Origin of the sequence: Streptomyces sp. NPDC050636 (assembly GCF_040654775.1) — a bacterium.
Lineage (GTDB): Bacteria > Actinomycetota > Actinomycetes > Streptomycetales > Streptomycetaceae > Streptomyces.
Map to the genome: position 1 here is coordinate 1 of NZ_JBFAIP010000069.1, position 14,450 is coordinate 14,450.

10 protein-coding genes and 1 pseudogene are annotated in these 14,450 nt (G+C 70.8%); 4 read left to right on the forward strand and 7 right to left on the reverse strand.

From position 1 onward, the window contains the following. On the reverse strand, positions 1–1,391 hold a 1,391-nt coding region (locus AB0I10_RS30925), incomplete at its 3' end, for a non-ribosomal peptide synthetase (RefSeq protein ID WP_363155980.1). 111 nt (positions 1,392–1,502) lie between these two features. Further along, complete coding sequence (locus tag AB0I10_RS30930; protein ID WP_363155981.1) at positions 1,503–2,855, reverse strand: MFS transporter; 1,353 nt, start codon at positions 2,853–2,855, stop codon at positions 1,503–1,505. A 451-nt stretch (positions 2,856–3,306) separates the two neighbouring features. Here AB0I10_RS30930 and AB0I10_RS30935 point away from each other — a divergent pair, with 451 nt between their 5' ends. Then, positions 3,307–3,831 carry a hypothetical protein gene (locus tag AB0I10_RS30935; protein WP_363155982.1) on the forward strand — a complete coding sequence of 175 codons (525 nt, stop codon included), beginning with the start codon at positions 3,307–3,309 and terminating at the stop codon, positions 3,829–3,831. Positions 3,832–4,001: 170 nt separating this feature from the next. Continuing rightward, on the forward strand, positions 4,002–5,591 hold the full coding sequence (locus tag AB0I10_RS30940; RefSeq protein ID WP_363156003.1) for an MFS transporter: 1,590 nt from the start codon (positions 4,002–4,004) through the stop codon (positions 5,589–5,591). A gap of 596 nt (positions 5,592–6,187) precedes the next feature. Here the strand turns inward: AB0I10_RS30940 and AB0I10_RS30945 are convergent. Further along, a complete protein-coding gene (locus tag AB0I10_RS30945; protein WP_363155983.1) occupies positions 6,188–7,078 on the reverse strand; it encodes a DUF2268 domain-containing putative Zn-dependent protease in 891 nt (296 codons plus the stop codon). A 67-nt stretch (positions 7,079–7,145) separates the two neighbouring features. Continuing rightward, a complete protein-coding gene (locus AB0I10_RS30950; RefSeq protein WP_363155984.1) occupies positions 7,146–8,378 on the reverse strand; it encodes an epoxide hydrolase family protein in 1,233 nt (410 codons plus the stop codon). 143 nt (positions 8,379–8,521) lie between these two features. Between AB0I10_RS30950 and AB0I10_RS30955 the strand changes: the two are divergent. Then, positions 8,522–8,617, forward strand: a pseudogene (locus tag AB0I10_RS30955) (IS5/IS1182 family transposase); the annotation flags it as partial. A gap of 134 nt (positions 8,618–8,751) precedes the next feature. Continuing rightward, entirely contained in the window at positions 8,752–10,332 is a 1,581-nt protein-coding gene (locus tag AB0I10_RS30960) for an alpha/beta hydrolase (RefSeq protein ID WP_363155985.1), read from the forward strand. A gap of 127 nt (positions 10,333–10,459) precedes the next feature. On the opposite strand, the gene AB0I10_RS30965 is transcribed toward AB0I10_RS30960, so the two are convergent. From AB0I10_RS30965 to AB0I10_RS30975, 3 genes are all read right to left on the reverse strand, one after another. Then, on the reverse strand, positions 10,460–11,617 hold the full coding sequence (locus AB0I10_RS30965; RefSeq protein ID WP_363155986.1) for a SagB family peptide dehydrogenase: 1,158 nt from the start codon (positions 11,615–11,617) through the stop codon (positions 10,460–10,462). A gap of 58 nt (positions 11,618–11,675) precedes the next feature. Continuing rightward, complete coding sequence (locus tag AB0I10_RS30970) at positions 11,676–13,865, reverse strand: YcaO-like family protein (RefSeq protein ID WP_363155987.1); 2,190 nt, start codon at positions 13,863–13,865, stop codon at positions 11,676–11,678. 87 nt (positions 13,866–13,952) lie between these two features. Next, a complete protein-coding gene (locus tag AB0I10_RS30975; RefSeq protein WP_363155988.1) occupies positions 13,953–14,072 on the reverse strand; it encodes an azolemycin family RiPP peptide in 120 nt (39 codons plus the stop codon). Positions 14,073–14,450: the final 378 nt, after the last annotated feature.

Genomic DNA, 14,450 nt, shown 5'->3' on the forward strand with positions numbered 1-14,450 from the left:
GGGCTCTTCCCGGTACACCCAGTACCGGGAAGACCCTCCGCCTTGCGATCGCACGCACCAGACGCCGCGGAGCCTGCCCTTCGGGCAGACGACGGGAGTTTGACGACAGGGCCTAGCAGGGCGCCGACGAGCGCGGTGAAGGCGTCCTCCGCGGCGTCGTCGGAGTGCACCGCGCGGTCCCACACCATGTGCAGGTGGAGTTCGGGCCCTTGGGTGATGGACACCGCGAAGGGGCCGCGGACCGGCCTGCCGTCGATGTGGATCTCGTGGCCGGTCACACCGCCCAGGCGGAGCGGGGGACGCCGCCGAGCGTCGTCGACGGTCAGCAGCCCGTCGAGCCGGCCGCTCCAGCCGGAGCCGGCGGCCCGGGCGGCGTGCACCACCTCGTCGAAGGGGGTGCCGGCCCGGTCCAGGTCGTCCCACCAGGCCCCGGCGGTCTCCTCCGGGGCCGAGGACGCCGGCCCCGTCGCGGTGGGGAAGACCACGGTGTTGAGGAAGCAGCCGAGCACCGATGCGGTGCCCGGAGGCCGGCCGCCCCACGGATAGCCGAGCGGCACCACATGGCCCTGCCCGTAGAGCACCGCCGCGGCCGCACGGCAGGCGTCGAGCAGCTGGGGGAAGGACGCCCCGGCCTCCGGGACGGGTATCCGCAGCTCGGCCGAGCCGCTCGGCGGCCCGCCGGGGGAGGAGGTCTGCGGACGGAGCAGGGGGGCGCGTTCACGGACGGCGCGGAGCCGGTCGCCCCAGTACGCCAGCGCCGCGGGCGAGCCCGCCCGTGCCTCCTCGTCCAGCTGGAGCAGCACGGCCTCCCGGTAGGCGTCCAGTTCGGCGGCGACATCGGCGGGGGACGGCCCCTCGGCCGCGCTCCCCGCGGCGTAGGCGGCGGCCAGCTCCTCGACGATCCGGGCCAGTGAGCGACCGTCGCACACGGTGTGGTCCAGCACCACCGCGAGCACCTCGCGCGTACCACCGACTGTCTGATCCTCCGTCAAAAACAGTCGCAGCGGCGGCCCTTGCGGTGCCCAGTCGCCCAGCGCCCGTCGCAAGGCGCCGGCCGCGTCCTCGCCGGGTGCGCAGGACACCCGCACCACCGGAACCTCCGGCTTCTCCAGGCGCAGCACCGGGGTGCCGCGCAGCACGGCCGGCCGGGCGCGCAGTACGGGGTGCACCGCGGCGAGGTGCCGGGCGGCCGCGGCGAGGCGTCGGGTGTCGACCGTTCCACGCGGGAAGGAGAAGAACATCGGTACCAGGTCGGGCCGCCCGGCCGGATCCATGGCCCGCACCAGCACAAACCGACGTTGGGCGCCGGTGACGGGCAGTAGGGCCGGCACCCCGTCGCCGTTGTCGAGCCGGTGGTAGCGGGCCAGGTACTGGTGCGTGATGCTGAGCACACGAAACCTCTCTGTCGTTGCCGGCCGCGCCGCCCGGGACAGCGAAGGCGACGGGCGGTGTGTGGGGGCAGGCAGGTGGGAGCCCGGTGCGGGCGGACTTTCCGGTTCGCGTCAGCCGCGGGCGGCGGGGCCGGCCGGCTCGTCGGCGGCGCACGCGGGGGCGTCCGGCCGGTCGCGGTCCGTGTCCGTGAGCGGCATCTCGGCGTCCATGTCGCCTGCTGCGTCCGGCAGTTCACGCATCCCGCGCAGCGGGGACAGCAGCAGCGGCAGCGGTACGGCGAGGAACCCGGCCGCGCAGCACGCCAGTGCCACGCGGGCCCCGAACGCCTCGGCCAGCGCGCCGCCGACCAACGCGCCGAGCGGCAGGGTGCCCCACATCACGAACCGCAGAGTGGCGTTCATCCGCCCGAGCAGCCGGGGCGGGCACAGGGCCTGACGGAAGCTCACCTGGGCGACGTTGTAGACGACCGCCCCGAAGACGACCACGCCGGTGCCGACCGCGAACAGCATTGCGCCCGCGCCCTGCCCGGACAACGGCAACAGCACCGCAAAGGGCCCGGTGGCCAGGGGGGACAGCCAGATGATCCGGGCCCGGCCGAGCCGGGCGCCGAGCGGTCCCGCACACAGGGCGCCGGCCAGCCCGCCGATCGCGGCGGCGGACAGCACCAGGCCGACCGCCGCCGGCTCCAGTCCGAGTACCCGGACCAGGAAGACGGCCTGCGTGGCCATCAGAATGGCGGAGAAGAGGTTGGCCAGTCCGGTCGCCGCGGCGATCACCCGCAACAGGGGGTGGCCGAACACGAAGCGCAGCCCCTCGGCGATGTCCTTGCGCAGGGCGGCGTCCGGCGCGCGCTGCGGGCGGCTCTCCGGGTGCTTGATACGCCACAGGAACAGGGCGGAGACCGCATAGCCGATGGCATCCACCACGATGGCGAGCGGCGCCCCGAGCAGCTGCACAAGACCACCGCCGATCCCCGGCCCCGCGACCTGCGCCGAGGAGCGGATGGTCTCCAGCGCCCCGTTGCCCGCGACCAGCTGTTCGTTGGGCAGCAGCCGGGGCAGGAAGCTCTGGTGCGCCACGTCGAAGAAGACCGTCGCCACGCCGGTGACCAGGGCAACGGCGTACAACTGGGCCATCGACAGCACACCGGCGACGGCGGCCAGGGGGACGCTGGCCATGGCCGCGGCCCGCACCAGGTCGGCCCGGATCAGCAGCGGCAGCTTCCGCAGCCGGTCGACCCAGGCCCCCGCGGGCAGCCCGACCAGCAGGAACGCGGCGGTCTCGGCGGCCGTGAGCAAACCCACCTGAAAGGCGGGCGCGTTGAGCTGGAGTACCGCTACGAGCGGCAGGGCGACCAGGGTCACCTGGGAGCCGAGCTGTCCGGCCGCGGCTCCGGCGAGCAGAAGACGGAAGTCGCGCCTGCGCAGCGGGCCGCTGGCCGCGGATCGGGGTCTGACGGGCATGGCGATGACATTCAGGGACCGACCGATCGGTAGTCAAAACGCAGAGCGCATTTTCAGTCGGTTTTCTTCATCTTTTGCGCACTCAAGCGAAAAATTTTCCGTCAGATGGTGGTAATTGACGGAAGGTCGGCGCTTGCAGTGCCCTGGCGCGCCGCAGGCTCGCCAATCGTCACCACTCACGAGCGCTCCCTGTCCCCGGAACCCCGGTCCGCACTCTGACCGAAAACCGCCCTCGATGTCCCTTTATTAACGGAACCTTTCGCTTCACCCGCTATGCCGATCGCCGTGCACTACCCGTGCACTACCCGTGCACTGCCCATGCACTGCCCATGCACGCCCTCCTCGCCGCCATCTCCGTCCGCGTCGGTCAGCGCCTTCCACGACGCGGCCGACGCGGCCGAAGCGACCGTGCCTGCCCTGTGTGCCCGCTGTTGCGCGGGATCCTGGAGCGATGGAACGTCACGACCCCGAGCCCGACGGCTCCATGGGGCCGGAGCCCGCTGCGGCCCGGAGGACCGACTACGCGGGCGCGGTGTACGGATCGTTGCTCGCCGCTTCGGTGGTGGCCGGGGCGGGAACCCTCGGCTCCTTCCCGCGACTGGAACTCGTGCTGCTCCTGCTCGGCACCGGTGTGGTGTTCTGGGCCGCGCACGTCTACGCCCGTCTCGTCGGGGACCGGCTGGTGCAACACTCCCTGAGCCGGCAGGAGATCCGCCAGGTCGGTGCGGACGAGTGGCCGATCGTTCAGGCGGCCGTCCCGCCGGCCGTCGCCGTGGCGGTGAGTCCTCTGCTGGGGCTCGGGCCGGACGGCGCCGCGTGGCTGGGGCTCGCCGTGGCGGTGACCGAGCAGGTGGGGTGGGCCGGCGTGGCGGTGGTCCGGGCCGGCGCCCCGCGTCGGATGGTGGTGGTCGCAGGCGCGGTCAATCTTCTCCTCGGCCTGATCATCGTGGCCCTCAAGGCCGGGCTCCACCACTGACTGGCTGCCGCCGGTTCCGGCCGTCCGCCACCGGTCGGGTGACGTGACACCGGTCGGGTGACGTGACACCGGTCAAGACGATGAATCCGCCTTTCACCTGCCTATCCTGAGCCGTCGTGACGGCGGATCACCGACCCGTGCCGCACGTCGAACCTGCGGAGGTGCACGCGATGGGGCGCTGGCGGCCTCTGGCCATCCTCGGCACGGCCCAGTTCCTGATGGTGCTGGACACCTCGGTGATGAACGTATCGATCAGCCAGCTGGTCGAGGACTTCGACACCGAGGTCACGGCGATCCAGGCCGTCATCACCCTCTACACCCTGGTCATGGCCGCTTTCATGATCACGGGAGGGAAGCTCGGCGACATGTTCGGCCGCCGTCGCATGTTCGCCATCGGACTGGTCGTGTACGGCACGGGCTCCGCGCTCACCGCCGTGGCCCCCACCCTGTGGGTGCTCGCGCTCGGCTGGTCGGTGATCGAGGGACTCGGCGCGGCGCTGGTCCTCCCGGCCCTGGCCGCGCTCGTGGCCGGCGCGTACACCGGCCGGGACCGGGCCGTCGCCTATGGGGTCATCGGCGGGCTGGCCGGGGCGGGCATCGCGGTGGGCCCGCTGCTCGGCGGCTGGGTGACGACGTATCTGACATGGCGGCTGGTCTTCGCCGGTGAGGTCGTCCTGGTGGTGGCCATGCTCTGCCTCATCCGGTGGGTCGAGGCCCACCCGCCGCCGGAGCCGCGTCCCCGGCTGGACACCGTGGGCGCATTGCTGTCCGCCGCCGGCCTGGCCATCGTGGTGCTGGGCGTCCTGCAGAGCAGCTCCTGGGGATGGCTGAAACCCCGTAACTCCCCGATCACGATCTTCGGCTTCTCCCTCACCCTCTTCGTCATCGCGGCAGGAGCCGTGGTCCTCTGGCTGTTCCGGGCCTGGGAGCGACGGCAGGAGAGCCGGGCGCAGGAACCGCTGGTGCGGTTCTCCGTGTTCGCGATCCCGCCGCTGCGCTCCGGCCTGAGCATGCTGCTCAGCCAGAACCTCATCCTCCTCGGTCTGTTCTTCGTCATCCCCCTCTACCTGCAGGTGGTGCAGGGCCTGAACGCGTTCCAGACCGGTCTGCGGCTGCTGCCGGTGTCGATCACCATGCTGGTGTCCGCCATGAGCGGCCCCCTCCTCAGCCGGTTCGCCGGCCCGCGCACGGTCGTACGGACCGGTCTGCTGGTGCTGTTCATCGCCGTCGTGTGGCTGCTCGCCACCATCAAGCCCAGCATCGACGACGTGTCGTTCGCCCTGGCGATGGCCGTGCTGGGAATCGGGATGGGACTCCTCGCCTCGCAGCTGGGCAATGTCGTGCAGTCCAGCGTGGGCGAGTCCGAACGCAGTGAGGTGGGCGGCCTGCAGTACACCGCCCAGAACCTGGGATCCTCCCTCGGCACCGCCCTCATCGGCTCCATCCTGATCGGTGCCCTGGTAGCCGCGTTCACCACGCAGATCGAGGACAACCCGAAGATCTCCGACGAGGTGCGCGAGCAGGCGGGTATCGCCATGGAAGCCGGGGTCAGCTTCGTGAGCACCGACGAGATCCGAGCCGCGACCGAACGCGCCTCGCTGCCGCCGGCCGAGGCCGACGCGGTCGTGGACGCCTATTCCCAGGCCCAGCTGAACAGCCTCAAGGCCGCGATTCTTGCGGCCGCCGGCGTCACGCTCGTCAGCTTCGTGTTCACCCGTAACCTGCCCACGGAACGGCTCACCGGGACAGCGGCCCCCTGAGGCGAAGAGGTAGGGATTCAGGGGCCGGGGCCTTCGAAGCGACTGCGCGAGCTCTGGGCGCAAGGGCTGGTACTCAATCCGGCCACACCCGTTGACATGCGTGCCGACCTGCTACGCCTGTCGAACAGTGGTGGAACGGCAGCCTGAGCATCCCCGACCGCCCCCACGGGCATCCGAACTTCCCCCGCCACGGCCTCCTGCGCTATGCCGACGACCCCGACCCGCGAATGCGCCAACTAGGGCCTGTCCGATGGGTCAGGGTCGGACAGGCCCTAGCCCTGGACGACCCGGAGTCGACGGCCGCGCTGGTAGAGCGATTCAGCCGGGACGCCAACGAAGAAGTACGACACCGGGCCGCGACCGACCCGCGGCTGACGGCTGTTGCGTGACACCGACACCGCACACATCGCGGCCCGGCACCCGGCACTGCCTGTCCTCGTCATCGAGCGGATGATCCAGTTGCTCCAGTCTCCAACCAGCACCACCCCCGAGCCATGAGCCGCTGGACCGCTCGCCGTTCCGCAGCAGTGTCCGGCCCCGCAGCCGCGCGGGGCCGGACCAAATGCCCTTCTGGGTACGACACTTGCCGGGCGCGATCACGCGCTGGTCGGCACGCCTGCGTTGAGGAGTATCTCGCGCGCCGACAGGGCGGTGCTCTGGGCGGCGGTCAGACCGGAGGCCGCCAGGTGGGCGTCCACGATCCGCAGGCCGGCCGCGTACCCGGCGAAGTCCGGCAGTCCCACGGGCTGCTGCCCCATGCGCTGCGCGGTGGCATCGCCCAGCACATACCCGGTCAGGTTCTGCATCCCGGCCACGTCGATGTCGGCAGTGATCTTTTCGTAGGCGCTGTCCAGTCCGGCGCCGGTCAGTGCCTTCGACCACGGGCCCATGGCCTGCTCGCCGGCCAGTTCCCGTACGAACGCCTCGGCCAGCCCCTCGGCGACGACGTATTCCCCCACCGTGACGGTCATCGGGTTCCAGGCCACATTCGCGTAGCGCACGTTGTGGTGGAGCTCGTGCACGCCGCACTGGCCGATCTTCTTCAGGCTCGTTTCGGTGGGCCACATCACCAGGTGGATCGCCCCCGGGAACCCGCCCATACCGAAATAGCCGGCACTGCGGACCATCAGGTGGTCGTCGTCGGGGTCTCCGAGCACCACGACGACGTGAACGGTCTCGGCGTGCTCGATGCCGGGCACGGCACCGCTGATCCGCTGCCACCCGGCGGCGAGCGAATCCTCGATCTGGTTCCACACGCCCGCGTCCTGCATCTGACGCAGGGCGGGCAGGTACCGCGGGTCCTCACGGTCGAGCCGGAAGCCACTGCCCATGCTGCGATGCATCTGGACCAGGTCTGTGTCGCCCATCACGGACATCGCACTCTGGAGCGGGCTGAGTATTTCTCGCAGGGCGTCGGGCCGTTCCTCCAACGGTCGTTGCAGGAGATCGATCATGGTGGACGCCGTGTCGTGAACAACAATCTTCATGACTCGGGACCGTAGGACCTCCCGTTGCGGGAGGTGCAAGTCGTGCCGGCGTGCCGTCGTCAACCTTTCATGATGTGTGCCGAGCGGGTTGGGCACCTGCGGCCGTCGCCGCGTCCCGGAGTCTCCGGAAGAACGTCCGGATGTCGCTGACGAGAAGCTCCGGCTGTTCCATCGCCGCGAAATGCCCACCTCGGTCATACTCCGTCCACTGCACGATGTTGTTCGTGCGGTCCGCGATGTGCCGCAGCGGAATGAAGTTGTCCCACGGGAAGACGGCCAGCGCGGTCGGCGTTGCCGACGGCTCGGGAGGCGTGCCCCAGTCATCCGCGTGCGCGCGCTCGTAGTAGATACGGGCGGACGACCCGGCCGTCCCGGTCAGCCAGTACAGCATCACATTGGTGAGCAGCCGGTCGCGGTCGACTGCGCCCTCCGGACAGCCATCGGAGTCGGTCCACTCTTTGAACTTCTCCGCGATCCAGGCCAGTTGGCCCACAGGGGAATCGGTCAGGCCGTATGCCAGCGTCTGCGGCCGGGTGGCCTGGATGTCGGCGTACCCCTGACGGTCGCGGCTCCATGCCTGGAAGCGTTCCCACGAGGCCAAGGCGCGCTCCCGCTCCCTCGGGACAAGCGCCGCCAGCTCGTCCGGGCCAGGCTCCTCGGCCTGGAACGAGTTCGGCAGCAGGTTCAGATGGACACCTACGACCCGCTCGGGCCAGGTGCGTCCGAGCTCTCTGGAGATGCCCGCTCCGTAGTCGCCGCCCTGCACCCCGTAGCGCGTGTAACCAAGGCGCGCCATCAGTGCGGCAAACGCGGCGGCCACCCGCTTGATCTCCCAGCCTGTCTGCGCCGTGGGTCCGGAGAGACCGAACCCGGGGATGCTGGGGAGCACGAGGTGAAAGGCTTCGGCATGGGCGGCGCCGTGCGCGCGGGGGTCGGTGAGCGGGCCGATGACGTCGGCGAACTCGACGATCGAGCCAGGCCAGCCGTGCGTCATGAGCAGCGGGGTCGCATCCGGTTCGGGCGATCGGATATGCGCGAAGTGGACGTTCGCACCGTCGATCGTGGTGGTGAACTGCGGCCACTGGTTCAATTCGGCCTCTGCGGCCCGCCAGTCGTACACATGCCGCCAGTAGTGCACGAGTTCCTTGAGGTAGTCGCGTGGGATGCCGTAGGCCCAGCCCACGCCCGGCAGCTCATCCGGCCACCGGGTTCGCTCAAGGCGCTCATGAAGGTCGTCCAGATCGCTCTGGGGTATCCCGATACGGAACGGCTGGATGGTCTCATCGGCCAAGGTCGTCATCCGGGGGATGCTACGTCCGGGAGCACACCGACCGCTTTCCCTTTCCTCGCCGAACCGATCAGCAGGTAACCAAGGGCCCCGGCTCCCGCGCTGCCGGGGGCGCGATGGCGTTCCAGCTCATCGAGTGATGGGCGGTGCCAGAGGGCAGGGTCGGCTCGAATCAGCACCTGATCACCGACGGGTACAACACCTCACTCACCGTGCTCCTGACCGGCGGCAACCGCGCAACCGTGACGCGTCCGGACCGGTCGCGATGCGTGGTCGCCTGTTGGCGCTGCGTAAGCCTGGTGCCCGACTGTGACGGGGCCAACAGCGGGATGGCGGCGCCTGTGCGCATGCTTCCCGGGGGAGTAGCGAGAGAGCGAGAACGGCGATGTCCAAACCCCGCAAGTCCATGGCCTTGACCGCCGGTGCACTGGCCGCCGGCATGTTGGTGGTGACGGGCTGCGGCGTCAGTGGTGCCGCAGCGACCCAGCCGGACGATGCCAAGGCCATGAACACTTCCGTCCCGGTGCTGCCCGCGCACTTCACGCAGCAGAAGGTCCAGTGGACGGCCTGTGGCGCGGACGTCACCCCCGAGGCCGTGTCCGGCGCGCAGTGCGGCTGGGTGAAGGTGCCTGTCGACTACGCCGCCCCGGACGGGGAGACCGTCAAACTGCGGGTGTCGCGGGTGCCGGCGAAAGACCACAGTCGTCGGCTGGGGTCACTGCTCTTCAACCCCGGCGGGCCGGGCGCGGGCGGTGCGTCCGACGTGGCCAACGGAAACTGGCAGGCCGGTGGACAGGCTCGGGCCCGCTACGACCTGGTCGGCTTCGACCCACGAGGCATAGCCGGTTCCGGGCAGATCAAGTGCCCCGACGGCGTGGCGCAGGGGCCCGAGAACCCGCCGCGTACCGAAGCGGAGGCCGGAAAGGCGTTCGCCGACGCGACCAGGCGTGCCCAGGCATGCCAAAAGGCGAGTGGCGCTGTTCTCGCGCACATGGACAGCGTGAGCGTCGCGCGCGACCTGGATGTGCTGCGGACGGTCCTGGGGGACGCCAAGCTGAATTACACCGGCATCTCCTACGGCACCTTCATCGGCCAGCAGTACATGAAGCTGTTTCCCGACAAGGTGGGCCGGATGGTGCTCGACGGTGTCGTCAACCCGGCCGCCGACATGCGGCAGGTCACCCGGCTCGACGTCAAGACCGCCGATGACGCGATGCGTCGATACGCCCAGGACCTCGTCGCGCGCGGGGATCACCGTCTGGGAGCCACGACCGACCAGATTCTGCGGAGACTCACCGCGTTCGCCAAGAAGCTGGCGCAGCAGCCGCTGCGAGGGGCCGACGGCGAGGAATTCACCGACGCCACCTTGTCCACGTATCTGGGAATGGCCGTGACGGCCGAAGAGAGCTGGAAGAGCCTGACCAGGGCGCTGGTGGCCGCCCTGGACGGGGACGGGACCGCCTTCGAGCATCTGGCGGCGGAGATGACCGGCGAGAGCGGTGGCAAGAAGCCGACGCCGCAGGAGGAACAGGCCGAGGAGAACGTCTCCTTGAGCATGCCGGCGGTGCTGTGCCTGGACTCCCCGTCCGCGCCGAAGTCCCCGAAGGAGATGCTCGACACCGCCGAGGCGTTCGCCAAGCAGTCGCCGCTCTTCGGGCGTTACTACGCCTGGCAGATGATCGACTGCGCGACGTGGCCGATCGCCCCCACCGGTGCGGTCGAGCCGATCAAGGCATCCGGGGCGGCACCGGTACTGCTGGTGTCGTACACCGACGATCCGTACACTCCGCTGGCGAACGCGCAGGCGGTGCACCGGCAGTTGGACAACAGCTCACTGCTCGTACGCAAGGGCCAGGGGCACGGGGCGTACGCCTCGGAGAATCCGTCCACGTGCACCGACCGTGCCGTCGACGGATATCTGGTCGGGGGAAAGCTGCCGGACAAGGCCGCCAACTGCCCGCGCTGACACGTGTGACGAGGGGGCTGCCGGGCGGGGACCTCGGTACCGGCTGCCGGCAGGACCGGCCGCAGCGCCTCTCCCGGCCCGCCGGATCCGCCGCACAGACCTCTGGCGCCCCCCGCGCGATGTGTCGTCAGTTGTCGAGGGGATCGACGCTCGGGGTGGGCGGTCGTCCCGTGGGCAGACCGAGGGCCAGGCTGCCCACGTGGATCAGGCGGTCGCGGTGTGGCGGTGGCAGGAAGGGGGCCGCCGCCGGGGACTCCATCCGGCCGGTGAGGCAGGACGCCAGGCCGAGGTCGGTGGCGGCCAGGGACAGGGTCTGCATCAGACAGCCCGTGTCGCGGTAGATCAGGCTGAGTGCCATGCCCTCGTACTTCCAGCCGGTGCGGGCGGCGCAGGAGGCGAGGTAGAGGCTGACCGGGGGCGGGGAGTCCAGGAGTGCGAGGTCGGTGACGGTGCGCTGCTGGAGGGCGGCCAACTCGCCGGTCCACGGGGAGAGCCTGTGCAGGGTGTGGGCGAAGGGGTCGTAGTGGTAGGCGCCGCCGGTCAGGCCCTCGACCGCGCGGGCCAGGAGGTAGATCTCCAGGCTGTGGCGGGCGCCGCCGGACGGCGCCGGGCGCTGGGTCTGCTCGTAGGCGCGCGGGGGCAGGTGACCGCGGACGCGGGCGGAGCGGGCCAAGAGGGCGGCGAGAAGGGGCAACGGGACAGGCTCGGGAGCGTAGGCACGGACACTGCGGCGGGATGCCAGTACGTCGGCCAGCGGGCGGCTGGGTGCGTCGGAGCCGTCGGGGAGGGCGATAACCGCGTCGGCCTCGGGGTGGTGGAGGCGGGCGGGCGGCGGGGTGCCCTGGCCGGCGTCGGGGACCGGGCCGTTGCCGGACCGGGCGTGTACCGCCAGCTCGTACGGGGTCCAGCCGTCGTCACCGCCGGGCCCGGCCCAGGTGCTCCCCGGGTCGTCCGGGTCGCGGCGCTGGAGGATGCCGGCCGTGGTGAGCCGGGCCAGGAGCTTGCGGACATCGCTGCCGGGGGCGGAATCCTGCCAGCGGTCGTGGAGTTGGTCCGCGGTCTGCGGCTGGTCGAGCTGGTTGAGGAGATCGACGAGGGCGGGCTTGGCGGTGAACTTCCGCCAGCGGCGGCAGTCGACGAGGACCGGGCCGCCGCCCTCGGCCCATTCCAGCAGCAGGTCGGGATTGCGCCGGTAGCTGCACTTGTCGTCGTAGCGGTTATGGGGAGCGTCGTTCGGGGCATTGCTCGGGGCGTCGTCCGGGGCGTTGTTCGGGGTGTCGTTCATGACGTGGCTTCGCCTTCCGTCGGGTCGTCGTGGCCCTCGCCCTCACGCTGAGGGCCCGTCAGAGGAACGGCAGCGGCATCGGGTTGAGCTGATCTTCCGTCAGGGCGGTCTCACGGACGCCCATGGCGACCGGTGCGGTGAAGACCCGTGGGCCGCCGCGCCGGTGGAAGTCGCTGCGCAGGGTGAGCGGGCACAGGCCCGGGACCACCGTCCGGACGACCGAGACGCCGCACTCGGCCACGTCGACGGGGGTGATGTCGACGGTGATCGTCTCGTGGCCACGGGCGGCCAGCCGTCGGACCGCCTCCGCGACGTCGTCCTGCAGCGCGCCGGCGGGCCGGGCATCGGGCACTGGGCTCACCGGGCCGTCGTCCCAGAAGGCGAGGTGGTGCTGGCGCTCGGGCGCGCAGTAGTAGAGACAGAACTCGCTGAGGCTGCTCAGGGCGGCGTCGGCGGCCGGGATCTCGGCCTCTTCGAGCCAGATGCCCGCCCCGGTCCGGCACAGACACGCCTCCTCCAGCGCCCCCAGCAGCGCGGCGTGCGGGTCGAGGCCGGCGCGGGCGGCGTGGATGACGACGGGCCGCTCGGCACTGCCCTCGGCGAAGCGTACGGCGACGGCCGGGATGCCCAGGTCGGTGGTGAGGTCCTTGCAGGTGACCGTCGCGCCCTCGGCGGTGATCCGCTCGACGATCCGGCGGGCGGGCCCGTCGGGGAGGCGGGTGAGGTCGAGGCCGGGGAGGGTGAGCCGGTTCTCCCAGAAGACCAGGGTGGCGTCGCGTTCGACGATCTCCATCAGGCCGCCGAGGACGGCGTGGTCATACGAGCCGCCGGCCGCCAGCCCGGTGGAGATCGGGTCGAACCACGGCTTGTGGGCACGCGGGAAGCGGTAGGGGAGATAGACCGCGCAGGCCGGCAGGTACCGGGGGCGGCCGGTGGTCAGGGACCGGCCGCGCACCCAGTCGATCTCCACGTCCGGGTCGAAGGGCGCGTAACGGCGCTGCTCCGCGTACTCCTTGGCAGAGCCGAGCGGCAGGCTGCGCGGATCGACCGCCTCGTCGCCGAGCGCCGCGAGGGTGGCGCGGACGAACCGGCCGGGGTCGTACACCCCGGCCGCGTACCGCTCCAGGGTCTCGCCCACCGCACAGACCCGGGCGTTGACCGGATCGCTCTTCACCGCCCCGCCGCGGGCCTCGGCCGCCACCGGGGAGAACCACGTCGTGGTGATCATCCCGGCGGTCCGTGCGTAGGTGGTGCCGCCCATCGGGCCCGCATCCTCGTCCACCCGCAGCTCGGGCACCAGCCCGGTCAGTGGATCGACCGCGCCGCGCATCAACTGCCAGCTCTCCCGCGCGTCCACGGCGGCTACCGCGCCCGCGTCGGCCTGCTTGGGCGGTACGGCGGCGGTGCCGCAGGCAGGGCAGCCCGGGGTGTGGAACAGCGCGTGCCGGGTGCGCTCCAGGGAGGCGTGGTCGAGTTCGGTCAGCATCGGCGGCCCGGTCGGCGCCTCCGGGGCGGCGAGCGCGGTGAGGACCTCATGGGCCACGACGCCGGCGGCGATGGCCGTGGTCGGCCATGCCTCGCTCTCCGCCGCGCCCAGCATCAGGTCCAACGGCAGACCGGCCACCGGCTGCCAGGTGTGGTTGGCGCGGATCCGTCGTACGAGACAGACCGGGCAGGGAGTACGGGGCGGGTTGAGGCCGGCGAGCAGCAGCCGCGTCGGGGTGCTGAGGTAGGTCACCAGGGGTGTGCCGCCGTCGAGGACCAGGTCGGTCCAGCGCCGGAGTTCGTCCTCGGGCAGGCCCAACGGGAGGACCGCGGCCCGGGGTTCACCGGTCCCGTCGGCCGGTACGGCCCGAACTCCGGCCCGGGTGAGGAGGTTGGTCACCTCGGTGGCCAGCGGCCCGTCCCCGGCCACCGCGACCGTCCAGCCGCTCCGGTCCGTGCCGTCCCCGTAGAGCGGATGCGAGAGCCGGCCGTCCCCGGAGTGAGCCAGTCCGCGGGCGCGCAGCCCCTTGCCCACCCGCTCGGGTACGGCGCCGAGCGCGACCAGCCCTTGTTCGTCATCGGAGCCGGGCAGCCGGACGGGGACGCGGAGGGTGCCGGTACTCGCGCAGACGTAGAGGTGCTCGCCGCGGGCGACGAGCCGTACGTCGCGACGGAGCGACGGCGGGGAGGCGGAACCAGGGGAGGTGGGACTGGGGGAGGCAGGGCTGGGGGCGGGCCGGGAGGTGGGCCGGGAGGTGTCCAATTCTGTCCGCCTTCGGAGAGCCGTGGTGTGGTGCGCGACAGCGCCTCCCGGCCGGTTCACCGCTCGGCCGGGAGACACTTCTTTTCGTTACTCGGCCGGCTCCGACCCGTCGTATTCAGTGACGAAACAAAGGCAGCTGTGGCCCGCGAAAGCCGTCTCCGACTCCGGAATGGCCATCTCCTCGAACAGCTCGTCTTCCTCGGACATGGAACTTCCCCTTCCGATGGATTCTCGTTCCGTTGAATTCTCTGTTACCTGTGCGCCACACCCGCCAATTCTCACGGAGTGGCGCTCTCCCTCATTTCGGCGGACACCGGCATTACTCGTCAAGGAAATCCGGCGAAGTGACTCAATTTCCTATCGGGAAGATGATCCTACGGATAAATTGGGCCTGCATGCGCCGACTACCTGCAGATGTACGGAGAACATCGGGCGCACACGGAAAACGTCGCCACACGCAAGCGCACGAATCAGCCAGGAATTGTGCACGGTCCATTTCCGGCCACCTGGAGGATCTTCAGTCGGCTCATCACTGCTCGGTATGCATCACGTGACCGACGATTGACCGATCGTGCCGAGCGGACG

Bases quoted from the DNA above. Each gene is read 5' to 3' on its own strand.
- AB0I10_RS30930 (WP_363155981.1), bottom strand. From the start codon at position 2,855: ATGCCCGTCAGACCCCGATCCGCGGCCAGCGGCCCGCTGCGCAGGCGC.
- AB0I10_RS30935 (WP_363155982.1), top strand. From the start codon at position 3,307: ATGGAACGTCACGACCCCGAGCCCGACGGCTCCATGGGGCCGGAGCCC.
- AB0I10_RS30940 (WP_363156003.1), top strand. From the start codon at position 4,002: ATGGGGCGCTGGCGGCCTCTGGCCATCCTCGGCACGGCCCAGTTCCTG.
- AB0I10_RS30945 (WP_363155983.1), bottom strand. From the start codon at position 7,078: ATGAAGATTGTTGTTCACGACACGGCGTCCACCATGATCGATCTCCTG.
- AB0I10_RS30950 (WP_363155984.1), bottom strand. From the start codon at position 8,378: ATGACGACCTTGGCCGATGAGACCATCCAGCCGTTCCGTATCGGGATA.
- AB0I10_RS30960 (WP_363155985.1), top strand. From the start codon at position 8,752: ATGTCCAAACCCCGCAAGTCCATGGCCTTGACCGCCGGTGCACTGGCC.
- AB0I10_RS30965 (WP_363155986.1), bottom strand. From the start codon at position 11,617: ATGAACGACACCCCGAACAACGCCCCGGACGACGCCCCGAGCAATGCC.
- AB0I10_RS30975 (WP_363155988.1), bottom strand. From the start codon at position 14,072: ATGTCCGAGGAAGACGAGCTGTTCGAGGAGATGGCCATTCCGGAGTCG.